At 41.5% G+C, this 23,532-nt stretch carries 20 protein-coding genes and 2 pseudogenes; 12 read left to right on the top strand and 10 right to left on the bottom strand.

Annotated elements, in window-relative coordinates:
• Nucleotides 1–36: 36 nt before the first annotated feature.
• The gene (locus tag AC0VZ8_RS33885) at nucleotides 37–1,323 is read right to left on the bottom strand and encodes a hypothetical protein (RefSeq protein ID WP_475487913.1); all 1,287 of its coding nucleotides are present in this window, start codon (nucleotides 1,321–1,323) and stop codon (nucleotides 37–39) included.
• Nucleotides 1,324–1,637: 314 nt separating this feature from the next.
• Here AC0VZ8_RS33885 and AC0VZ8_RS33880 point away from each other — a divergent pair, with 314 nt between their 5' ends.
• The 4 genes from AC0VZ8_RS33880 (at nucleotide 1,638) to AC0VZ8_RS33865 (ending at nucleotide 5,841) form a co-directional block, all read left to right on the top strand.
• A complete protein-coding gene (locus AC0VZ8_RS33880) occupies nucleotides 1,638–1,925 on the top strand; it encodes a hypothetical protein (RefSeq protein ID WP_475487912.1) in 288 nt (95 codons plus the stop codon).
• A 21-nt stretch (nucleotides 1,926–1,946) separates the two neighbouring features.
• Entirely contained in the window at nucleotides 1,947–3,815 is a 1,869-nt protein-coding gene (locus AC0VZ8_RS33875; protein WP_475487911.1) for a phosphoadenosine phosphosulfate reductase domain-containing protein, read from the top strand.
• Between the two features lie 92 nt (nucleotides 3,816–3,907).
• A complete protein-coding gene (locus tag AC0VZ8_RS33870) occupies nucleotides 3,908–5,632 on the top strand; it encodes an LPD1 domain-containing protein (RefSeq protein WP_475487910.1) in 1,725 nt (574 codons plus the stop codon).
• A 29-nt stretch (nucleotides 5,633–5,661) separates the two neighbouring features.
• Nucleotides 5,662–5,841 (top strand): aspartyl-phosphate phosphatase Spo0E family protein, encoded by a 180-nt coding sequence (locus AC0VZ8_RS33865; RefSeq protein ID WP_148246156.1) that lies wholly within the window; start codon nucleotides 5,662–5,664, stop codon nucleotides 5,839–5,841.
• A gap of 208 nt (nucleotides 5,842–6,049) precedes the next feature.
• Here the strand turns inward: AC0VZ8_RS33865 and AC0VZ8_RS33860 are convergent, their stop codons facing one another.
• Nucleotides 6,050–6,286 carry a hypothetical protein gene (locus tag AC0VZ8_RS33860; protein ID WP_475487909.1) on the bottom strand — a complete coding sequence of 79 codons (237 nt, stop codon included), beginning with the start codon at nucleotides 6,284–6,286 and terminating at the stop codon, nucleotides 6,050–6,052.
• A gap of 220 nt (nucleotides 6,287–6,506) precedes the next feature.
• On the opposite strand from AC0VZ8_RS33860, the pseudogene AC0VZ8_RS33855 reads away from it, so the two are divergent.
• From AC0VZ8_RS33855 to AC0VZ8_RS33840, 4 genes and pseudogenes are all read left to right on the top strand, one after another.
• A pseudogene (locus tag AC0VZ8_RS33855) lies at nucleotides 6,507–7,379 on the top strand (DNA polymerase IV); the annotation flags it as partial.
• Between the two features lie 210 nt (nucleotides 7,380–7,589).
• Nucleotides 7,590–8,861, top strand: coding sequence for a DNA polymerase IV (locus AC0VZ8_RS33850; RefSeq protein WP_006212427.1), 1,272 nt, complete (start codon nucleotides 7,590–7,592; stop codon nucleotides 8,859–8,861).
• Nucleotides 8,858–9,202, top strand: a complete 345-nt coding sequence (locus AC0VZ8_RS33845; protein WP_006212426.1) for a YolD-like family protein — start codon at nucleotides 8,858–8,860, stop codon at nucleotides 9,200–9,202. Before AC0VZ8_RS33850 ends, AC0VZ8_RS33845 begins: the two co-directional genes overlap by 4 nt.
• Nucleotides 9,203–9,353: 151 nt before the next feature.
• Nucleotides 9,354–9,875, top strand: a complete 522-nt coding sequence (locus AC0VZ8_RS33840; protein ID WP_063477318.1) for a hypothetical protein — start codon at nucleotides 9,354–9,356, stop codon at nucleotides 9,873–9,875.
• A 56-nt stretch (nucleotides 9,876–9,931) separates the two neighbouring features.
• Here AC0VZ8_RS33840 and AC0VZ8_RS33835 read toward each other — a convergent pair whose 3' ends face one another.
• The 5 genes from AC0VZ8_RS33835 to AC0VZ8_RS33815 form a co-directional block, all read right to left on the bottom strand.
• Nucleotides 9,932–10,387 (bottom strand): DUF4367 domain-containing protein, encoded by a 456-nt coding sequence (locus AC0VZ8_RS33835; RefSeq protein WP_036642935.1) that lies wholly within the window; start codon nucleotides 10,385–10,387, stop codon nucleotides 9,932–9,934.
• A gap of 313 nt (nucleotides 10,388–10,700) precedes the next feature.
• Nucleotides 10,701–11,291 (bottom strand): hypothetical protein, encoded by a 591-nt coding sequence (locus AC0VZ8_RS33830; RefSeq protein WP_475484784.1) that lies wholly within the window; start codon nucleotides 11,289–11,291, stop codon nucleotides 10,701–10,703.
• A complete protein-coding gene (locus AC0VZ8_RS33825; RefSeq protein WP_063477316.1) occupies nucleotides 11,288–12,919 on the bottom strand; it encodes a site-specific integrase in 1,632 nt (543 codons plus the stop codon). Before AC0VZ8_RS33825 ends, AC0VZ8_RS33830 begins: the two co-directional genes overlap by 4 nt.
• Nucleotides 12,919–15,426, bottom strand: a complete 2,508-nt coding sequence (locus AC0VZ8_RS33820) for a helix-turn-helix domain-containing protein (protein ID WP_063477672.1) — start codon at nucleotides 15,424–15,426, stop codon at nucleotides 12,919–12,921. The genes AC0VZ8_RS33825 and AC0VZ8_RS33820 overlap by 1 nt, the downstream gene beginning before the upstream one ends.
• Before the next feature lie 19 nt (nucleotides 15,427–15,445).
• Complete coding sequence (locus AC0VZ8_RS33815) at nucleotides 15,446–16,705, bottom strand: site-specific integrase (RefSeq protein WP_006212418.1); 1,260 nt, start codon at nucleotides 16,703–16,705, stop codon at nucleotides 15,446–15,448.
• Nucleotides 16,706–16,965: 260 nt separating this feature from the next.
• Here AC0VZ8_RS33815 and AC0VZ8_RS33810 point away from each other — a divergent pair, with 260 nt between their 5' ends.
• Both AC0VZ8_RS33810 and AC0VZ8_RS33805 read left to right on the top strand, forming a co-directional pair.
• On the top strand, nucleotides 16,966–17,190 hold the full coding sequence (locus AC0VZ8_RS33810) for a DinB/UmuC family translesion DNA polymerase (protein WP_475487908.1): 225 nt from the start codon (nucleotides 16,966–16,968) through the stop codon (nucleotides 17,188–17,190).
• A gap of 147 nt (nucleotides 17,191–17,337) precedes the next feature.
• Complete coding sequence (locus AC0VZ8_RS33805; protein WP_148246159.1) at nucleotides 17,338–17,667, top strand: YolD-like family protein; 330 nt, start codon at nucleotides 17,338–17,340, stop codon at nucleotides 17,665–17,667.
• Between the two features lie 291 nt (nucleotides 17,668–17,958).
• Here AC0VZ8_RS33805 and AC0VZ8_RS33800 read toward each other — a convergent pair.
• A pseudogene (locus tag AC0VZ8_RS33800) lies at nucleotides 17,959–18,696 on the bottom strand (SDR family oxidoreductase).
• Between the two features lie 196 nt (nucleotides 18,697–18,892).
• Here AC0VZ8_RS33800 and AC0VZ8_RS33795 point away from each other — a divergent pair.
• Nucleotides 18,893–19,801 carry an AraC family transcriptional regulator gene (locus AC0VZ8_RS33795; protein WP_475487907.1) on the top strand — a complete coding sequence of 303 codons (909 nt, stop codon included), beginning with the start codon at nucleotides 18,893–18,895 and terminating at the stop codon, nucleotides 19,799–19,801.
• A gap of 204 nt (nucleotides 19,802–20,005) precedes the next feature.
• Here AC0VZ8_RS33795 and AC0VZ8_RS33790 read toward each other — a convergent pair whose 3' ends face one another.
• A complete protein-coding gene (locus tag AC0VZ8_RS33790) occupies nucleotides 20,006–20,854 on the bottom strand; it encodes a helix-turn-helix transcriptional regulator (protein WP_475487906.1) in 849 nt (282 codons plus the stop codon).
• A 147-nt stretch (nucleotides 20,855–21,001) separates the two neighbouring features.
• Here AC0VZ8_RS33790 and AC0VZ8_RS33785 point away from each other — a divergent pair, with 147 nt between their 5' ends.
• Nucleotides 21,002–21,748 carry an SDR family oxidoreductase gene (locus AC0VZ8_RS33785; RefSeq protein ID WP_475487905.1) on the top strand — a complete coding sequence of 249 codons (747 nt, stop codon included), beginning with the start codon at nucleotides 21,002–21,004 and terminating at the stop codon, nucleotides 21,746–21,748.
• 797 nt (nucleotides 21,749–22,545) lie between these two features.
• Here AC0VZ8_RS33785 and AC0VZ8_RS33780 read toward each other — a convergent pair.
• Nucleotides 22,546–23,532, bottom strand: a complete 987-nt coding sequence (locus AC0VZ8_RS33780; protein ID WP_475487904.1) for a helix-turn-helix domain-containing protein — start codon at nucleotides 23,530–23,532, stop codon at nucleotides 22,546–22,548.

Below are 23,532 nucleotides of genomic sequence, written 5' to 3'. Positions count from 1 at the left end.
TCCCATGTAGATCACCTGCTGAGAATCTTCTGTATTTCAATAATAACTTCTTATACCTAACTCATCGCAGTACTTATGATACTGACTTAAGAGTTTTCCTCCATCAGCATTTAAAGTTTTGCTTATCCGGTCTTTAAATGATCCTGAAGAACGAAGATTACATGATAGAGCATTAATATGTTGGACTAAATCAGAATCCAGTTCAGCATATTGCAAGTAAATCGGAAGTAGTTGCTCTTGATCATACCAAAATTTATAGTTTGAACCTGCATTACTTGCATTCATTATGTGGTTTCTATATGCTTCAAAATACCCATATCTCCGGAGCAGTTCTACAAATTGAGGTGTTAGTACATCTCCCACCCATTTTAGAGTTTCCGACTTAATCCATTTATTCCAAAGGTCTGGCAGTTCTGCAGGAGGAATCTTTTGATTTTCTAACAGCCAGCTTGTTATTTCGTATAAGTTACTCACGTTCTCATCAGATATATGTGCAATTGGGATAATTCTATGCCAAATTTTTCTCAAAGTCTGATTGTCATCATTGTAAAAGCGGATCAGTTTAGGGTAAGCAAAAATAAATCCCTCAAGATCGTCCAAATCATCCTTGAGATAGTTCAATAATTGTCCCCTTACAGCTTCATCGCTCTCTAAAAGAGAAATCCAAAAGTTTTTATAATAACTCCGGGAGCGGTATCTCATCGTAACGACTTGAAACAACTTTGAAAAGAGAGTTCCGTAACCTTCACTATGAACTACACTTGGAAGAATATTCAGAAGTTCTGTAAAGTCAGCGGTTGGGTCGTTTTCTGCCGGGTTAAAGTGAGATTTTACTAACTGTACATACCCTTCGACGCCGCCATTGACCATAAACTTGCCGGAATGATTCTGTATGAACATCCACAGGGACTCTACATGCGGATAGCTGACTATATCTTTGCCATGTGCACAATCATTCCGTTTATCCTTGAAATGCACAGCATCTTTTCTTACAGATTTTGAGATTAAGAAGATGTTTTTATCCGTCCCACTGTTATCCATCCCTATCAAATTGTTAACTTTTATATCCCAACTCTCAGGTTTCCGTAATTCTCCCTGAATATCCTTCCATTTCGACTGATCGGGAAGAAGTTCTGGGCTTGGCGGGCCGGACACCAACAAACGTTCTCTTACCATAGTAATGAAACCTAGATACGATAAAATATATGCTCCTCGATATGCAGAAGCCTTGTAGCAAATAATAGATTCATCAAAAATCGCCTTAGCCTCTGCGGAAATAGTCTGACGTTGACTATCAAGCCAAACCTCAAAACCTAATTTCATTTACTTCCAACCCCTTCTAAGTGTATTGTCTACCACCATCATATAGTTGTTATCGGAAATTTTTCAAATTTAATAACTAGGAGATATTTGTTGTGTTCTCCTTTATTTACAACAGATTTATCCAGCTTTATAATAAAACTATTAAGATTTTCTTCTTTCTTTTTCTTTGCCGTTATTAATTCGGTAAAGATGGTGAATAGCTGGCTACAGCTAATAAAAATGGGATTGAAATAGGAAGGCTATAAAGCATACGCACTACACGTATGCCTTTAGGGCCTTCTTTTTTTATGTCCAAAAATAAGGAGGAAATAGAGATGAGCAGCTTGGAGACAGTAATTGAAAAAGACGGATTGAGGATGCTGCGAGTTTATAGGGAGAACCGGCTGATCTTATGCCTTCCCAGTGTAAACCGAATTACTGCATTGGAGAGCCGTACCGATTCAGAACAATTCGATACGATTGAGGAAGCAGTAGATTTCATCAAGAAAAAGGAGCTGTATTGCCGAAACTCTTACTCGTTACATCTGATAGTCAGGGCATATGACATCGTTGACGAGCACTACATCCGAATTTATTACAACGTTCATGCTTCTGGATGCTAGAGAGGGAGGGAAATAGAAACAATGGAGACATATGAACGAGTCGAAAACACCACTAAGGTTGGTATCCAGAATCGCCTAAAAGACTTTAATTCGGTCATCTTGGACATGTGGGATTACTTCGAGTCTGCTGGATTCTCATTTCATGGAGTCATACGGGACTGGACCGGCGTTTTTCAAAACGGAGCCTGCTACGCAGTTCATCATTTCGTAAAGGATCGGCCGGATCAGGATTGCATTGCTCCCGACAGCGGTTACTCATGGAAGGATATTTTTAGAAGCGATTCTGCTGCAGGAGCGCTTTTTTTGTTCCTGGAGAAATCGGGGTTCCGGTTAAGAATGCCTGAACAAGCAGCCATTGACGCGTTGGTGGCCTCTACAGTATGTGATGACTCGGATATGTTCAGAACCGCTCTGTATCCGTCGATAAATGACTGGAGTCTTATGAGTCCGAAGCATAAGTTCCAGGTTTACGGAGTTCATAAAACGTGCGCTTTATTGATTGAAATATATTCGCTTGATATCCCTCCATACGGTGCGAGTAAACTCCCGCTCCCGTTTCCGGATGATCGCTGCCAGCCATCTTTTGATTTTTGGGATTTGGTACCTAACGAGCCGAAGAAGCGATCCAAACGAGCAATTGAGGGGGAGACCTTGGATTACCTTGAAAAGGTTGATGACGAGCTGCTGGCCGTCACCAGGGCGAAAATCAAAAAGATTTATGACGAACATTCCATCATCGGACTTTTAAATTCTGGGGGCGTTGATTCTAGACTTACGCTGCAGCTGATGATTGAACATGCAATAAAGAATCCGGATCCATCGAAACGCATCATGGTCATTTCTGCTGACACGTTGGTAGAAAATCCAGGCGTCAAAAAAATTATTCATGATCTCCGGGAAGCTTTACATAAAGCTTTTTCATGGATTGAGTACCATATCGTCGAACCACGTGAGGATAACACCCTCCTGGTGTGCATTATTGGCAAGGGATACCAAGCCCCGTCAGTAACCTTCAAGTATTGCGTCCGCCGCTTAAAAATTGAGCCGGCGCGAGAGTTTCTTGAAGCGGTGTTCCTAGCAGATGGCGCGGATGATACGGTACTCGTGTTGGGTTCAAGAGATAATGAAAGTGTACAAAGAAGACGCAGCCTCTCTAAACACTTTGGTGGGGATTTCTACGGACACCACCCGGTCGGCAATATTCGCACAGCATCGCCGATTAGAGATTGGACAAAGCAGGAAGTTGTGACGTATTTAGCTTTTAACAGAGCACCATGGAAAGGGGCTCGCAATACAGAGTTATTGGCGTTTTACGGAAATGCAGCGGGTAGTGAATGTCCACTCGGCGCGGCCGTCGTTAATGATAATGAGGCCATGATGCAGTGTGGTAAATCGGCTAGAATGGGATGCTATCTTTGTACCATTGCGCAGGACAAGAGCATGGGGAATTTGATCTCGACTCATCCGGAATACGAAAAGTACTATCAGTTCCGGCGAATTCTGAAAGCCATCGGTCAGGACATTCGTTATGGTGGCATTACCGGATTTCAACGCATCGGAAAGTCTAAAATCGGAAGCGGGATCGGTGACTTGACGATCGATTGTCGAACCCACCTCCTGCAGGCGATGGCTAGATTCGATATTGAATGGCGTAAGAGTGAAATCATTACGGCCTATCAGATGGTACTAGAACGTGAAACTGTCGAAGGCTTTCCTATTACTGAAAGGTTCCGTAAAGCGATCTACCGGTTAATCGGTGTTTCTGGTCCATTCCAGCGATTGCTCGGGCACTCTGTGTTTGATCCGTATGGAACAGGGGTCGATCAATGTTCAGAGGAAGATGCAGAAGCTATAAAGCGGGTGCTTGCTAAAAGAAGCACGATGATTTGAAGATAAACGAATGACTGGCCCATTGTTTTCTCTACGTCCTGGCGGACGGTAAAATACCTCCGCCTTGCGCGGAGGAGCATGGAGGTATAAATATGTCTAAACAATCAGTTATGTCACTGTTTGATTACTTCTTATACGATCAGGACTTTCAAGTTTCTATGCCGCATGAAGTCGTACTGGATACACTTCCGTCGTCATCCAGCAGTAAGAAACAATACGCCTACGATTGTGGCGAGGAATTGCGCGGAGCACGGAAGCATCTTACGGCCGGTCTGGCCAGATTTTCACCAGAGTGGCAGACCGCGATTGAAGATGACCCTATCCAGGCATACCATCAGGTCTGCAAAGATGGGATGATCGACTCATTACGTGCTGAAACATTCCAGGAGGAGGGCTACGCATCTGAAGCTGCCCTAGTGATTAAGCTCATTTGGGGCCGCGTTAGCCAACGTCCTGCCGATGATCCACTGCAAAGAAGATACTTTATTCAAGCAGTGAATGAACTGAGAGCGTTATTTAAAGACGCAAAGACGATAGACTCTGTACAAGAGGCCGTGACAATACTACACGAGAATGTTCGCAATGCATATTATTCGCAATCCGAGTATCGAGTAAAGAAAAATCCGGATCTTTTGACATATAGCTATTGGCTATCACTCGGAGATCGATTTTTATCCCTTTTCATTTCAAAGTCACGCACTGTTGCTGGCTACCGAAAGGTTTATCAGAGGGCTTTCGATTCGGAGGAAGGACGAGACTGGAACTGGGCAAAGCCCAAGGAACGAAGCAGTAGTCTGCAAAATAATAAAGCATTTTGGGAACGTAAGGTGCCCGAAGAGGTTATCCGTTTATCGGAGAATCCCTCGGGGGTTGCGAAGCCAGATGATTTCATTGAATATTATGGATTTCGCGGCATTCAGTTCGGCAATTGGGTTGATGATGCTGCCGGTCGATATCACGTTTTATGTTCAGGGAATGCATGGGCCGATCTCGCTTCGATTTTGAAGCTTCCCCCAAAAGCCATTTCATTTTATGGCGCCTTAGGGCTTGCCTTTGGAGCACGAGGGAGTGGTAAAGCAGCTGCACATTTCGAAGTCGCTACCAACGTCATGAACTTGACCAAGTATCGCGGTGGTGGGGCTCAGTGCCATGAATGGGCTCATGCCTTGGATCAGAATTTATATTCTTACTCCCATCAGTTTACGAATGGTAAGCGTGCTTTATTATCCGGAACCAATGCAGGCCCCCATCTTCCAGTTGAGGTGAAAGAGACATTTGCTGCGTTGATTAAGGTCATTAAAGAAGGTACTGGAAGACGGTATGTTCACGTTCCTGATCCGCTCCCTCTTCCAGAAAATCATTATTATCAAAGTGTTAAGGGAGAATTAGCTAAGAATAACTACGATGTGAGCGCCGCACTGCATTCCTTGGTTGGCCGATATCGTATAAAGAAAAATATGTGGATGGACATAGGCATTCTTTATTGTAACTTACTGAAGGAAGCGGGAAAGGAAGTTCCAAACAACTTCTACATCCCTTCAGACGAAAGCCTGTTTTATTCCGATGCTAAAAGTCGAGGAGCCTACTGGCGAAGCAATCATGAACTCTTTGCTAGGGCATTTGAGGCATGGATTGAAGATGAATTATCCGAGGCCGGAATGACTAATTCGTACTTAGTATATGGCACTCAGTTTGGTGGACCATACCCGACCGGTGAGGAAAGGCAGTTGATTAACGCTGCTTTCCGTAAATGGTGGGAAGTAATGCTGCAGCTTGGTATTTTCACAAGTGACCGTTTTGGGCGGAATGCGCATTGATTTAACACTAAATACCGGGAGGAATCGGAATGACCAGGACCTTGAAAGAAGTGGAAAGAGATATTGAGCGAAAAAGAGGAATACTGAATAAAGCGGGAAAACGCTTAGGGCTTCATTCCGCTTATGTTCTGAGAAAATCACAGGAACTTGATTGTTTGATAAATGAATATACAGCAATGTCAATGGATCGTCGAAATCGAAATAAATAAAAATAACTGAAAAGAACAGGCGGATGAGATCCCGCTTGTTCTTTTCACATTTTCGTACGTCTTGGTTTTTCGAGCTATTGATGGATCAAGTAGGCCCAGCATTATTCGTTCAATGTTCTTCTGATGTACGCGCAAATACTCGCTTGTCCCAGCAAAGAACATCCGTCCTTATGCTCCACACTCTGTCCTATATCCCCCCTAACAAGTGCTACTTTATGCGGGTTATCCCCGAAGGCTGGTCCCAATGGTTTTTCGATTTTTCAGCTGCTAATGGATCGATATTATCCCATACCAAAATGTATTCGTTCCCATCCTCATCTATTGCTAAAGCCGTGTACATTTTCCCCTCATCAGTTGGATAAGGATCCTGTGTCGTAATTAACAACTTTCCTTCCCATTCGATGACTGTGGAGTTATGAACATTTATTTCGTTGAATCTTCGCATGATAATACCCCCTTATAATTCTCTACCTTCGTAATGCGGTCTGTTTTCTTCGTAAGAGCCCAGCTGCTTTATTTAACAATATCCTAAATGGTTGTATAGCACAGCAGAACAAAATAGGAACAGCATCTGAAAGTTTCCCTTTTTTTCTCATTGATAAAGGAACTGTTGTTCGCATATAATACAAACAAATGTTCCTGTTTTATCAAAGGAGGAATATGCGTTGAAATCATCCAAACGTGTGGTGATGCTTGGTGACTGCCAGTCTTTTTATGCCTCAGTTGAAAAGGCTGAACATCCTGAATATAAGGATCGGCCTTTGGTGGTCGCTGGGGATCCGGAACGACGTTCAGGAATTGTGTTGGCAGCATGTCCTCTTGCTAAAGCAAAGGGAATTACAACAGCTGAACGACTTGGGGAAGCAGTCGCTAAATGCCCAGACCTTGTAGTGATCAAGCCGCGAATGCAGCGATACATCGACGTATCTATGTTGATAACGGACATCTACAAAAGTTATACGGACTTGGTCGAGCCGTACAGTATTGACGAGCAATTTCTTGATGTAACAGGATCAATGCATCTTTTTGCGGATACACCAGAAGAAATGGCACGGATCATCCAGGCTCACGTTCAGGCAGTCACAGGGGTATATACTCGGTTCGGGATAGCCGAAACCAAGATTCTTGCCAAGACGGCCTGTGATAATTACGCTAAGAAGAACTCATCCGGCATATACACCCTGACCAAAGAAATGCTGCCTGAAACACTTTGGACACGGCCAGTCAGTGACATGTTTATGGCTGGGAGCAGGATGACGAGACATTTCACTACTATGGGCCTTCCGACGATCGGACACGTCGCTCAGACACCTCTCGGGAAGCTGAAGCAAATGATGCGGCGAAAATTCGGAAAAAACTCCGACATCCAAGCGGAAATGTATTGGCGCATCGCAAATGGTATCGACGACAGCCCGGTCCGGCCAGGGACTCACCAAGTAGCTCCTAAATCAGTCGGCCACATGATGACCTTGCCACGGGATTATGCTCATCTGGAAGAAATCAAGGTCGTGCTGCTGGGTATCTATATAAAAACATGTGTGCATAAAGGGTCTAATCTTTTAATTCTTTGGAGGAATAATATTTTTCAAGTTGTTTGATATAGAGCACAAATAAAAAATGAGCATAATTCTATCTATTTATGCTCATTTTTAGTCGAATGAAGGACGTGTTCTATTGACAAACATAGATGGTCGGAGTTTGATTCTATGACATACGCGTCCTTGGATTAAAAGAAGGAGGGATATGTGTTGAAATCATCTAAACGTGTGGTCATGCTCGTTGACTGCCAATCCTTTTATGCGAGTGTAGAAAAGGCCGAACATCCTGAGTACAAGGATCGGCCTTTGGTGGTTGCTGGGGATCCGGAACGTCGTTCAGGAATTGTGCTGGCAGCTTGCCCTATTGCCAAGTCAAAGGGGATTACTACCGCAGAGCGCCTTGGGGAGGCAGTGGCAAAATGCCCGGATCTTGTTGTTATTAAGCCGAGGATGCAACGATACATCGATGTGTCTATGCTGATCACGGACATTTACAAGAGCTACACAGATCTGGTCGAGCCGTACAGCATTGACGAACAATTTCTAGATGTGACCGGCTCGATGCATCTGTTTGCGGATACACCAAAAGAAATGGCCCGGATCATTCAGGCTCATGTACAAGCTGCGACAGGCGTTTATACTCGCTTCGGGATTGCCGAAACCAAAATCCTTGCAAAGACTGCATGTGACAATTACGCCAAAAAGAATCCATCCGGCATATATACCCTCACCAAAGAGATGCTGCCCGAGACGTTGTGGAAACGTCCCGTCAGCGACATGTTTATGGCCGGCAGTCGTATGACCCGACATTTCAATGCTATGGGACTCCTGAATATTGGAAGTGTAGCTCAGACACCTCTTGTAAAGCTGAAGCAGATGATGCGGCGGAAGTTTGGCAAGAACTCCGACATCCAGGCGGAAATGTATTGGCGCATCGCAAACGGAATCGACGATAGCCCAGTGCGATCAGGCACACACCAGGTTGCACCAAAGTCAGTAGGCCATATGATGACCCTCCCTTTTGATTATCGGGAGTTTGACCACATCTTAACTCCATTGCTCGAGCTAACAGAGTTGGTCTGTCAGCGCTGCCGGGCACTAGGGTTCATGGGGCATGTTGTGTCGGTGGGGTGTATGGGAGCTGACTTCGATCGGCCAACGGGATTTTCAAGACAAATGAAGATGGAGGATCCATCCAACATCACCAATCAGGTTTATCATTGGGCACGCCGATTGCTTGAAACTTATTGGGATGGCTTACCGATCCGGCGGATAGGCGTTAGTTTGACTCAGCTCACCCCCGACAATGAATATCAGTTATCGCTGTTTGATACTGACCGGGAGAGACAGATGGCACTTGAACGGACAACCGACGCATTAAAACTCAAATACGGTAATGCAATTGTAATCCGAGCAGTCTCAAAAACAGCAGCGGGCCAAGCGCTCGATCGATCAGCTAAGATAGGAGGACACTATAAATGACAATACGCAAAAAGCTGGAGGGTAATGGGCTGTGGGAGTCTAGTCGCATGATGCTTCCTGAACATAAAGAAACAATCATTCGCCGGCAATTAGAAGAGGGCAGGGAGGCTCGGCCCACGCTTGATCCCCAAGAAATGGAGTTAATCGAGAAGGCGTTGGCCGAATCTTTTCATGAGCACCGCACTGTTACAGTAAGGATGTTTGTTGAGTATGAAGAAAGGGAGTTAACCGGTATTGTCGTACTAATCCATACGTTCAGACGAGAGATCAAACTGTCTATCTCTGAGGGTGAATGGAATTGGATAAAAGTAGATGATATTACTTCTGCAAGCACATTTTGAAAAAGGAACGCTTATCGGCATATAGCTGATAGCGTTTCTTTTTATATTGATTAAAAGATTCCAAAAAAAATTAGGATTCTGCTAACTTATTAATCTATTTAGCGTTTATATATATGAAGGCCTAAAAATTGGGAAAAGAGGTTGATTAATCATGAAAAGTAAATTTAAAATTTCTTTGGTATCATGTATTATTTTATCTGCAATGTTAACTGGTTCTGCTTTTGCTGATCCAACAATCTCTTCCGAAGATGCCTCTCTAAGCCAATCCTCTACTGGGAGCAACGTTAGCGAGGAAAGTAATTCAGGCGGAGATTTTGAAACGCAAGTTTTTCAAGAATATGGACCTTTCGGTGGCCTATACCAATATAGCGGTGCTATACATGGAGCTTTAGTAAAACCTAACTCTAACCATAGTATGGAGATCAGAAACCTTAGAGTTTATGGTGTTAATTCAGGAAACCCAGCATATTTCACTCTGCGTGTAGCTGATGTAGATGGAAATACAATATATTCAAAAACCTACATGACAGACCAAGACCTCAGAAATAAACCGCCGATTTTGGTACCGGTTGTTAGCTATAAGAATTATCAAGTTATTATAGAATCACACACTAACAACCTTATGCAGGGGGGCTTCTATCTCGGCGTCGACGGGAACGTGTCACAGTTTTAAAAAAATACTCAGTATATTAAAAAAGAACTGCAACCCGTGAGGCTGCAGTTCTTTTTTTATTCTTTAACTTGCTTTGTTATGGTTTCTGCAATTGTAATCATTTCATCTACGTTTAGTGTGAAGCTACTCATTTCAAAATAAACATCGCCCTTAACCCATCTAAGAACCCATCCGCGTTGTTTGCTTTTCCAGGGGTAAAAAGAATAGGTAGTATTATTGATTACCGTTTGTTCTGACTGAGCTACAGGGACCATTGATCTTCGATTTTCTTCAAATATGGTCATAATTAAATCATTATCATCAGAGTCAAAATAAGCTAATAAAATGCTGTTTTCAAATTTTTTTGTTTCAAGTCTCCAACTCTTAGGCACTTCAGGATGTATTGGTTTTTTTATTCTTAATGGTGCATCATAGCCATAACCAACCTCAGGCTTCTTATCGTGAACAGGTTCAGCATGGACAACAGGATGAACTGTGAAAGCAAGCAAAATACAAATCAAAAGCTTCTTCATAATACCTCCGAAAAAGTTAAGTTTATCTTTAGTATTACAATTAAAGCTTTTTTTATGTGGAGGGATTTTAAGTATCACTATACTTTGGCAAGTAATTGTCGGCATTCTCTAACCGTAATAGCCTTTTGTTTTCAGAGAGATGGATTTGGAATTAGAACGCAGCACTTTACCACTCTTTTTATTCACAACAAATTATTTTAGTTCATCTTTGTCCGAGCTATATGAGAGTTCCTTAAAGCTTAGTTGTTCAGCTAAGGATTAATCCGATTTTTTTACTCAAATCGAGACGCAAGCCTAGCGCATCTTCCCACCATCAATTATCAAATAGCTCTGGATACATTTTTACAATATCAGCATTTAAGGCACGATCTTCTGATTTTTTATTTTTAGTGATGGATATGATTTTTTCTAGTGCCTCTTCATCCTGGAAGGTTTTATAAGTACTTTTAACAGCAACTTCAAGGTACTGTTGTCTGAGTAATTTAATTTCGTTCTCAAGCATTTTAATCTGCTTTTCCTTTATAGACAAGTTAGCGGCTAAGTCTTGATTTTGCTTGAGGATTGTATCTGACTCCTTCGCTTTTTGATGCAAAGCATTTAGCATCTGATTGAAATGAGATAACGCGCTAATCAAGCCTGATTTATTATTCCAGTATGTTTCGACAAGTTCCACAACATTAGGTAAGGGAAGTGAAGTTTCAGTTTCTGTATTTTCCAGCTGCATGGGCTCGTTAATCATTGCGATTTGTTCGGACATTCTTCTTTTCCATACAAAGCGGTTTACCCCAGTCTCTCTTTCCAAAATAGAAGGGTTAATCTTCTTCCCAGGATTTTTTGATATATATTTTAACAAGATGTCTCTTAATTGCTTATCCGTATATTTTTGTGGCGCACCTTTTTTCATAATTCGTCCTCCAGCAAATAAGAATCGACCATCGCCTTTTGATCCATCAATCTTCGCAGTTCATTACTCGCTGAGGATAGCCTTTCTTGACTAGTATGCTGATATGTCAACGTAGCACAATCGTAATTTGTGGATTTTGTGACATATCGTATGAGTTCCAATTGTTCCTTTAATCTGCTTTCAAGAGCATCAGAACAATCTTTCAACCAGGCTAATCCCTTTTGTTTGTCTTCTGGTGAGAAAAAATAAAATTCACAAAACCGGCAATCCCCAACCTGACAGCGAGATGGGTGATCCGTACAAAAGCCATGTTCCACTTTGTGCGTCTCTTGGAAATCACTTATTTGATAAATTCTACTTTTAGCAATTATGCCCTGAGTCGCAACATCCCAATTTGATCTCCATAAGTTCACACGTTTCATTCGAAGCATCTGCGCCGCGTGATGGACAAAAGATTGAGCGAAGTGATCCAAATGTTTATGATAATGTAATTGGGTTTCTAATTGACTATGTCCACCCATGCGAGCAATAGTTAACATATTAAACCCTTGCAACATCATATTGCAGAAGGCAAAATGTCTGGTATCGCCAGGCTTTATTCTTTCCAAGTCGCCATACTTCGCAGTAACGATTTCATCATAAAATCGATCAATCATATTAATAAATTGGGAAGCTCCTATCTTTTCTCGCGTTATTTCCTTTGATTTTAATTTAACGTACTTTCGATAAGCTTTATACGATATCAAGTAGGAAGATTCAGTTGCATAAGCTAATGTAAGTCGTTTATAGTCCTCAATTAATTCGAACACTTCCCGATTCACTTGGATAGTATCCGTGACCGCTAGCTTTCCTGGACGGCTGGATAAATTCTTTCTTCGAGGTACAATCATCCAATATCTATCCTCATCATCCTTCATTGTGCAGTCCCTGCTTAAAGAGTAAAATTCGACGGGGCGCATGGGAATAATCCGAGTAATCCTCCACCATAAAAAAATCGGATAATATTGCAATTTTTCTTCGTCTGAAGTACATGTTATAAAATAGTCATCCAAAGCAACATCGAAAAGCAAGATATCATGAAAATTAGGTAATTCACGTACATTGGAGACTTTCGCATTATAATTAGCACATAAGTCGCAATACAACTCAGTATGAGGATGATTATAAAAAATCAGAAACTCCTTTATACTGGTAGCCATGGCAAACTGTTTATGGTCTCCGAAATGATTTAACGTATCTTCTAAATGTTTGAGATGGTCTAATCGAAAACCTCGGGTAATTCGTATAGCCTCTTTTATTTGTCCTATATTTTGGCGAACGGTTTGCGTAGTAATGCCGTTATACATTTTTTGGACAGAATAGCATTTCAAAGCTTGATTGATTTCACCATAGATTTCACAATCAAACTGAAAAAGAAAATTACTGGATTCCCCTTTAGCCGACCACAAGAAGTCTTCAAAATCGCCTGTTACAATAAGCCCTTTGCGTTCCAATTCTCTGAACATATCCTTGTAATCGTGAAGTTCTTCTAAACTAAAGGTGACAGACTCAATACTTTCTAAAATTTGTCTATCGCTTAATTCCTCTAGGGTTCTTCTTCTGTGTAATGCAGCGTGGAATTTAGCCATTAAACTTCCTCACTAATTAAATTTTGAATAGCAATCATCTTTTCCTTTAAATTGTTAAGATCGATAAAAGTCTGAACATAGGTTTTGCCGAATTGCTGTATCGCCTGACTTAAAAGATCTAGAATTTGAAACAAAAACTTGCGGTCCCTGACCCGAACGGCAGGATACTTGGTATTTTTAATCGATACGATCAATCGATCAAGTTCATGATGAATAGAAATTAGAATATATATCTTCGGTATTGCGTTCTCACAATGTAAGCAAGTCGTTGCCGTTGGTGAAGTGCAACTTGGGAAGGTCAAGCATTGAACATGCTGCAGTTTGGCTGGCATCTCACCTTTATAGATTTTATGCAACAAAGTCATCAGCTCTGTTTCAGTAAGATTCGATAGTTGCAAAGCCAATGAATGTTTACTTTGTTGCTGGCGTACTAAGAATTGGCCAAGTTGTTCCAATTGATAAGGAGAAAGTTCTTTTCGAAACTGTTCGATCAGTGCGGTACTTTGCTCTACCTCTAACTGAGGCGCGTTTGGCATAGATAGACGAATGAGATGATGGTACAGCCATCCAAAGTGCCCTCGGTTAAACAAGTTTAAACTTACCCGTTCAATTGAACCATCTTTGTTTACTGCTTGAATATAGGTTGCAGTCGAGTTTTTATCGGTATGCCCCCTCATTCGTTGAGACAGTTCGTACGCGATATCCGCACTTCCTTTCCCCTCTACGACACTATAAAAGAAATAGGTCAAGAGAGTTCTATTCATTTTTCGACTTTGGAAATCAACAAGATCCGGCCGCTTATCGAAAAATAATCGGATATACGTTTCTTTTTCAAAGTGGACGAATCTTCTTTGGCCCAGTCTGAGTAGTTGTTGATCTCCTTGCATTCTACGATGGATTTCTGTGATCACAAGAACGGTAGCCGTGGGAACAATCATGTCCTGATTAACGAGGAAATGCCCCAGGGCACCAGTTTTGCTAATATACATTCGTTCTACCCGTTTATACAGATGGTTGATGACAGCTTGCGCTTGCTCCTTTGACAGTTTCGTTTCCCTTAGTTGATCAAAAGTCTGTAAATTGCAGACCTCCAGCTCAATATTCGGCAGCTTAATAATGTCTGATGGTCTCCACGCATCAATGACATGCATTAAGACATATAACCATGTTACAGCGTAATCCCTACTTTGGATGGCCTGCTCAATGTGAAGGTCGACATCCCTAACATAACTGTAATAAGCTAAAAATTGTTCCGGACTGTACATCTCTCTTTCTTCTATAGGAAGGGAAGTGATAGCATAACTTTTCGAGAATGAACATAGCCCTTTACCTGTGCAATATTCCAAAAAATAAATGAAAGTGCTTTTATCCCGAATTCCCATTCCAGGATTTCGAAAGATAGTTTCTAATTGTTCTGCATTCATCAAGAATACTTCAGTCTTTAGTAGACGGAATAAACGCTTTAATGTGCTGATATACTCCAGAGCCTTATTGTGGATTGTTTTGCTGTTACCGTGGCTGCTATTAATTTTTAAGATAACAAATTCACGATAGAGATCTACTGTTTTTTGCAACGTATCAGGCACTTCCAGTTCAGCCAACCTGTATTCAAATAAATCAATTGGTCCCGATAGTTCCGCTAATTCTTGTTTTCTATTTCTTTCCTTTTCAATATGTTTAATGGACTCATCAGAAGGTACCATCCACTCATTGTTATGTTTTATACCTCCAGGAATTACTCCCTCCCGAATCAACTCTGATACCCATTTTTTACTAACACCCAAACTTGCGGCAATATCAGTAGGAGGTACATAATCACTTAAAAAAGATTGCGATTCCTTAAACTGATTTATGGACTCAATAGGAATAATCCATCCCGCGTGATGATAGGGAATTTTTTGTTTTTTTGCACCCGTGAATGCACCTTCATTAGCTAATGAGCTAATATTTGCTTTACTCAGTGATAATACTTGTGCAGCTTGATCCGCGGAAAGATATCCTTCAGGTGGTGAAATCGATAATAAATATTCGTCCACACATTCTATTCGAATGTAACGAACACCATTGATGACTTCGACACCCGATAAAATGTTTCTTAATACTAATTTTCTGATCCATGATTCACTTACGGATAAATATTCAGCTGCTTCCGGGAAGGAGAGGAATCCTTCGGGAGAAGAGGACGACTGAATATATTCCTGCACAGACATGGAAGGCACTATCCAAGAACCTCTATGTTTCTTTGCCCCAGCAAATGTTCCTCTCTTAATAAGTCTGCCAACCCAAAGCTCGGAAAGATTAAGTCGTTCAGCGATCTCGGCAATAGTCAAATATTCATCGGGCATGTTTAATAATGCCTTGTAATCCTCCACAGACTTCAGAGGGATTTGCCACGAACCCAATACTTTTATTGCTCCTGTAAACGCGCCGTTTTTCACCAAGCGTAGTAGGCTTCTATAGCCTATTCCTAATTTTTCTGCAGTTTCAGCAGGACTTAAATAAGACATGTTTCTTCTACTCCAATAATCAATTTTTTATTAATTTTGGTAGGTAATCTTTATATAAATGTTGCATCCGGTTCTCAAGTTTCTTTCTCATTCGTTCCGTGTTTCCTTGATACACAAGAGATGATGCAAGATTGGAGTCTCCTCTTGGCAAAGCAATATCGTATGGATTATCAGCTTCTTCGGCTAGGAGATTTGTAAATATGCCTCTGCCTAGATGAGTGGACCATTTATATTCTTCCAGTTTGACTGCATAAATCAGATCATCTGGATTAGACGATTTCCTCAGTTGCTTCAAAAATTCTTTTTTTAATTTACTGAAGTAGGCCCTGTAACTTTGTCCTGACATGGCTTTCCCATCCCGATTTACAAATAACGCATCAGATCCATCCATAGGAGGATAATTTTCAATGTGATTACGATACAGCATCTGCAACCAATCTTGAATTGGGAATACGATTTGTCTTCTTGGTTTTTTTACACCACTTGAACCAGCACTATCTTTAATATCCATTCGCAAGGTTTTTTGTTCTAGGCGAACTACTAAACCGAATTCTCCATAAGAGCCGATAGAATTTACATCGGATTTTCGAATGTTCACAAGCTCTCCTTGTCTAATTCCTCCGAAACACTGCATATAAATTCCCAAGGCAATGGGATTCGCGGTTTTCACAGCCAGCTCAATAAAAGGTAAAATATATTGTTCAGGCAAATCATGAGCTATATGGCCTTGCTTATTTCTCGGCATTATCACTCCTTTAAATGGGGAGACCGTATATTTTTGGTTTGATTTTCCGTACAGGAGCCTTTTTTTAAAGGAACTTTCGTTAACATGAACCAACAGTTTTTTCTTCGCCAAGAACTCAAAGAATAAGGTTAAGGTTCTTTCCGCCTTTCTAAGTGTCATTCTTGATTTGTCTTTTTTCGTTAGTTCGTTCAAATAGTCAGTTCCATGAGAAAAACGAAGTTCTTTTAAAGAAGAAAGCTTATATTTTTGCTGATTATCAATAAGTATGTAATTTAAAAAAGAGCAAAGGTAATTAGCATGGAGCCTTTGAGAATTATACGCTCTATATTTCCAGTAGTGAAAAATAAACTCTGTAAGAGGATGGATGCATAGTCTACCATTCATTTTGTTTTGCAAAACAATTACAGCATGCTTATTAAGGACAGGTTCGCTATCTCGATACCTTTTCCAAAACTCAATTCCAACACTTTGTACACTAAAACGTAACTCATCAATCTTTCTTGAAAAAGGCAAGATTGAACTATTCAGGCTCATTTAAACACCCCCACATCTAATTCAGTAAATAATTATGCTCATTCATGAATTCGAAATATTTAATATGTTACCATATCATTGTTATCGTGTTAAGCAATCAATAATGCTCATAAAGAAAAGGTCCTCAAATTAGTATAAAGCCTTGATAAATCAAGGTTTATGCTAATTATTAATGCACACAACAAAATATGCTCAAAATTTTATAGATACTATTGGAACTGACGGAGCTGGTCTGCCAACGATGCAGAGCCCTCGGTTTCATGGGTCATGTTGTGTCAGTCGGTTGTATGGGGGCAAACTTTGACCGTCCTACGGGGTTTAGCAGACAATTGAAGATGGAGGATCCCTCCAATATCACCATGCAAGTATATCGCTGGGCCTGTAGGCTACTGGAAGAGCATTGGGATGGGCTACCAATACGTCGTGTGGGGATCAGCCTAACGCAGCTCACTCCGGATAATGAATATCAGATGTCGTCTTTTTGATACTGGACGTGAAAGACAGATGGCGCTTGAGCGGACAACCGATGCGCTGAAACTGAAATATGGAAATTCAATCTTGATTAGGGCAGTTTCAATGACGGCAGCCGGGCAGGCGCTCGATCGATCGGCTAAGATAGGAGGACACTATAAATGACGAAATTAGACGGTAACGGATTATGGGAGTCTAGCCGGATGATGCTTCCAGAACATAAGGAAACAATCATCCGCAGGCAGCTGGAAGAGGGGAGGAAGGATAAGCCGGTACTTGATTCACAGGAAATGGAATTGATCGAGCAAGCGCTGGCTGAGTCATTTCATACGCATCGTAAAATTAAATTGCGCTTGTTCGACGAATATGAGGACCAGGAGCTGGCCGGAACAGTCTCGGTAATTCATACATACCGACGTGAAATCAAGCTGGCGACCGGAATAGGTGCATGGGAATGGATCAAGATTGATGATATTGTTTCTGCGTACTAACAATAAGAGTCTGCCAGGCATTACCCCGGCAGGCTCTTATTGTTTATCTATATCTTGTGTACTCACTTCGTATCCATTGTCCAAAGAAAATAAAGAATTAGACTGCCACCGCCTCATTAAGCTAACGGGCAGGATAGCTCAATAACAACCAGGTCGAAGCTGCCGGTACACGATCGGCAGCTTCATTACGTTAAAGGGCAGATGACTCCAATGTAGAATAGTCGCAATATATCCTCGCTAAATCAGTACCATTTGCAGTTCAATTTATTAGCCCATCCCGTACTGTATATCTTAGACCTGTGCAGTCGGACGGATTACAATCTCATTCACATCAATATCGTCTGGTTGCTCGATTGCGAATGCTATAGCGCGAGCAACCGCATCCGGCGGCATCGCCAACTCGTCCCGAATAGCGGTGAGACGGTCTCTTACCTCCTTATTTGTCACACCATCCGCGAAATTTGTTTGTACGATACCAGGCGATATGATTGTTACGCGTAGTTGATTGCCAGCCTCTTGGCGGAGCCCCTCTGAGATTGCACGAACAGCGAACTTCGTTCCAGAATAGACAGATTGATTCGGTACTGTTTTATGTCCAGCGGTAGAAGCGGTGTTGACAAAATGACCAAAACCCTGCTTGCGAAAGACAGGCAGTGCGGCGGCGATACCGTATAGTACGCCCTTCATGTTGATATCGATCATTGACTCCCAGTCTTCAACACGCAATTCATCAAGGGGTGAAATCGGCATAACGCCGGCATTGTTGATGAATACATCAAGCTTGCCATACCGTTCGCATGCCAACGTGACAAGATTGGACAAGTCTTCTCACCGTTTCACGTCTGTGCTTACATAAACGGCTTCACCGCCCCGTTTCATAATGCGCTCCGCAAGTGCTTCAAGTCGTTCCGTACCTCTCGCTCCAAGCACAATCTTCGCGCCACGCTCGGCAAGCAGGAGTGCGGCTGCTTCGCCAATTCCGCTGCTTGCGCCCGTTATAACGACGACTTTGTCTTTGATTCCTGACATGATTATGTTCTCTTCTACGCTCATCGCCAAATCCTTCTTTCGTTCTAATAGTAGTCGCAAGTATTGTTGACCTTACTAGTAGAAGTATATAAAAGATCAATTAATATCAGGTAGACGATTCCTACGCGTTCTTTGCCTAATCCTGTCTGTCTGACTACAATAAACTTAAGATATTGTAGAAAAAGGATTGGTGATTATGAACCAACTTACCATTTCGACCTATCAGCAAGAGTTGGCTCGGCTGATTCAACTTCATGCACCGATAGATGGTACACACACTACAGCCATTACCGAGCTTTGTTTCAGGCGGGCATCGAAAGAATCGGAGCCGACGCATTCTGTCAACATGCCCTCTCTTTACGTGATCGCCCAAGGCTCTAAATTTGCCACTTTGGCCGGGGAAAATATCCGATACGATTCGGCTACCTATATGGTCACCTCCGTTCATTTGCCCGTTATCGGTAAAATTACTCATGCATCACCGCAGCTACCATATTTAAGTCTGCAATTAACGCTCAGTCCAGATGTTCTTCTGGAAATCGTCAATAAGACCAGCCCGCAGAGAAGCAGGGAGACTGGACGAGGGATTTTGGTGAATACGTCTACACCTCCCTTGCTAGATGCAATTCTTCGCCTTGTCCAACTTTTAGATACACCGATGGATATCCCAATGCTTGCTCCGCTTATCGTCCGCGAAATATTTTATCGGGTGCTACAGGGCGAGCAGGGGACGTTGCTCCGGCAGTACGCACTGGTCGGGAGCAATGCACATGGTATATCCCAAGCGATCCATCTCATTAACCGAAATTATTCCGAGCCTCTTATCATTAATGAGTTAGCAAAAAAGGTTAGCATGAGCTCCACATCTTTGCACAAGCATTTCAAAAGAGTAACGGCAATGAGTCCGTTGCAGTATCAAAAGATAATTCGGTTGCAAACGGCACGCCGATTGCTGCTCACGGAAAAATTGGATGCTGCCACGGCAGGTTTTCGCGTCGGTTACGAAAGTCCTTCTCAGTTCAATCGGGAATACGCGCGCTTATTCGGACGTCCGCCGATAAGCGATGTCAAGCATCTCCGCGATTCTTTATATGGTCATCAATGATTTCATAATCTCATGGATAGCTTATCCATCTATTAGATCGAGAATGTGTTAGACTAACGGGAAACGATAGTTGAATAAAGAAGAGGAGGCAGCTGGTCAGAGCGATCAGTTGCCTTTTTAAGCTAACGGGCAGGATAGCGCGGCGGTTGCGGAGAAATTTACTTAATAAAAACGGGCCCTTTTGCAATTTTGGAGATTCAATCTCTACTTTTGATTTTGTGATAAAAGCATTTTTACTTTACCAGCTGTTTCGGTACTACTCACGGGCGTATTAATTACAATCTGCAGTTCCGGGGAATCTGCAGCCCAGAATGCAAGATATTCAAAAACCAAACTACCTGCAATTGGATGACAAATGACCTTGTGCCCTTCAGGGGCATAGATCACTTCTTGTTGCTGCCACATTACCTTGAATTCATTACTAATGTTGGATAACTCAAGAATTTGTTCAGACCACCAAGTATCTTCAATGTTGCGACCGTAGCCTGCGCGAAATTGGGCTAAACAGCGTAATGCGGATCCTTCCCAGTGCTCACCTTTAATTTCTCGAAAATATGATGATGTGAAGGTAATCCATACCAAATTCCGCTCACGCTCATTCATTAGCTGGTAATCCCCATACACTGCACAAAAAGCTTTATTCCAGGCGATGACATTCAGCCTTTCATCAATTACATACGCAGGAGACGAAATTAATTCATCAAGGACATTTTGGAGGCTAGGTTTAATGCTGTTTTGTAGCCGTTTCTCTTCTGAAGGATACTGTCTATGTGCAAGTGTATACAGATGTCTTCGTTCATTATTATCCAGTTTAAGCACTCGAGATAGACTATTCAAAACTTCAGCTGAAACTTGGATATCTCTTCCCTGTTCAAGATACGTATACCACTCAAGACTCATTCCTGCTAACATAGCGACTTCTCCCCTCCTGAGACCCGGTGTTCGTCTTCGACTTCCTTTTGGGATCCCCACATTTTCAGGCAAAAGTCGCTCCCGACGACTTCGTAAAAAATGAGCCAATTCACGATGGCGGTCGAATTTCAAGTGTTCCATAATTTCCATCTCCTGTTATTCGATTCTTATAGTAGTAGTCGTTCTCCTAGGATAACCATACCTCTCGTTAGCATTTGCCATCCATTATACAGTACCAGTGAGGCACAAAGCATTCACTATGATTACTAATCAATGGGAGGTTTTTATATGTCAACGCAAAACATCAATAAAATAGCGCTTATTACAGGTGCAAATAAAGGAATTGGATTTGAGACAGCTCGTCGCTTAGGCAAGCAAGGTTATACGATCTTAGTCGGAGCTAGAAATAAGGAGAGGGGAAAAGAAGCTGAAGCAAAATTACGTTTTGAAGGTGTGAATGCTCATTTATTAGAGCTTGATGTAACAAATCAGGATTCTGTTGACAAGGCGGCAAAAGATATTGATATGACTTACGGACATCTGGACATTTTGATTAACAACGTTGGTGTTGCACTCGGAAATTTTGAAGAGATTTTTGTGCCATCGAAAACGGACATCAAGCTATTAAAGGAGACTTTTGAAACAAATTTCTTCGGATTATTTATAGTGACCCAAGCATTACTTCCTCTTGTTCGAAAATCATCCGCAGGTCGTATTGTTAATATGTCTAGCGGGCTAGCATCTTTAACTCAGCAAAGCGACCCCTCATCTGAGTTTTATCATCACAAAGTTTTACTTTATAATTCATCAAAAACAGCAGTTAATGCTCTAACAGTTCATTTTGCATACGAATTAAGAGATACAAATATTAAAGTTAACTCTGCAGACCCTGGTTTCACAGCTACCGACTTAAATGGCTTTCAAGGCACTCGTACCGTAGAACAAGCTGCAACTGTTGTCGTTCATCTTGCTAACCTTCCTGATGATGGTCCAAGTGGTGGATTTTATGATGAAAGTGGAGTACTCCCCTGGTAAGTTATAACCTAGGAGTTGCTTTTTTTATCATCCATGTTGATTATCACATATGAAAAGATTGCTTTATCACAAATTTGTGGTGAACCGTACCATAGATGACAGGTGAGGTCATTACGCTAACGGGAAACGTTAGTTCAATAAAAACAGCGACAGTCTAGGACTTTATTTTCTCGTCCATGGCAGTCGCTGTTTCAATTTCAAGGGTTATTGAGTCTGACGGTATGACAATTCGAAAATCCGCGTGAAATATAGAGATCCAGTCTAATACTTTATTTTACGCTAACATCCATGTCATCAGAAAGTGGAAATCAGTCAGTATTGCGGATATATTTTTCGGTTATCTGAAACAAAATCACTATAGTAAAGACTGCCAAAGCTGGTGGTTTTGTTCTACTTATGCATATCCTTTGCTTGTCACTCATAAGATGAAGGTGTAAATGATTTTTTCTTAATTGAATTCATTTAGTTTTGATTCTTAATTAAGTATTTATTTGTTCTCAAACCTTGATATAGGGTATCTCAACCTTTGATCCAAACTATCTCATAATTTCAGAAGGAGTGTCTCAGTAATTGACTAGCGTTTCTGTTGATCATAATTTGAGAGATAAATACTCAAAATCTGACAGGCGGCTGAAAAGTGGATAACTCGCTATTCAAAAATTGAGAGACACCGATTCTCATTTTTTTATAGTCCGCCTTTCAAATATTGAGAAGCGACGTGGATAATTTTGATAGATAGCTCCTCAATATTTGAGAGGCGATTCAATCCAACAAAAAAGCAGGCCTTTGTGGCCTGCTTAATCTAACTGTAAACTGTCAAATTGTACATCGATGATTTCTCCATTTAGCGAGCGAAAGATATTTAAGATCATATTCTTATAACGATCCCTTAACCAGTCCCGTGTAAAGGGAACAGGGGAATACACTGTATAGATTTGATCCCGCTTAATAGCAAAAGTGTTTTTAAACCAAGTATCAAAAGATGGTTGGGAAATCTTGGATTTTATTTCGGACAGGACCTGCTCCCATAAAAGTTCATCCTCTGCGGAGCGCTCCTCTTGTAATAGACTGATTTTATTTCGGGTTTCTTTCTCGAGCTGCAGCACAGTTTTTTCTTTACGAACAACGGTTCCATTTTTGATAACATCTTCATAAATTTCGAAATAGTCGACAGCTGGATCCAAATTGAGAATGTGATCAAAGTTCGTAACGATACCTTGCATATATTTATCGTGATCAAGTTTCAATTCAGTCGGCAGTTGCTCATAGAGCTCTTGAGGTAGGAAAGGAACCTGCTTGCGAACCTTATACAGTGGGCTTTCCTCCATATTGTTCTTGTCAGCGTTTTGAACATTAAAAACAAGTACAAATCCGTAACGTTCAAGGTTTCCGAGTATTTTTTTGATCGTGTTTCGGCTTTTATTCATTTTCATGCCGATTAGATTAAGGTCTGGCCAACAATAATCTTTATCGCCGTAACAGTAACGTTTCAAATGTCCGTATAGGGCAACCCCTTCAGCGGTTAAGAAATGACTCCAATAATCGAAAATATAGTTGCTAAGTATCGTAACATGACCATCCACATAAGGTATTGGCTGACCATGTTTATCCAAGGTAAACTTGCGAACATCATTTTCAGAGATATAGATTTTCTCAAGCTCTTTTTCGGTATAAATTTGCTCGATACCACCGACTTTTCTTACCTTAGGTTTTTCCGTACCGGTTGGCCTGTAGCGATAATACAACAGCTTATGTTGCGTTCCTTTTAGGTTCTTATCAATCAT

The organism is Paenibacillus sp. QJM3NY_38 (assembly GCF_056173265.1).
This window is presented reverse-complemented; position numbering and strand designations above follow the sequence as displayed.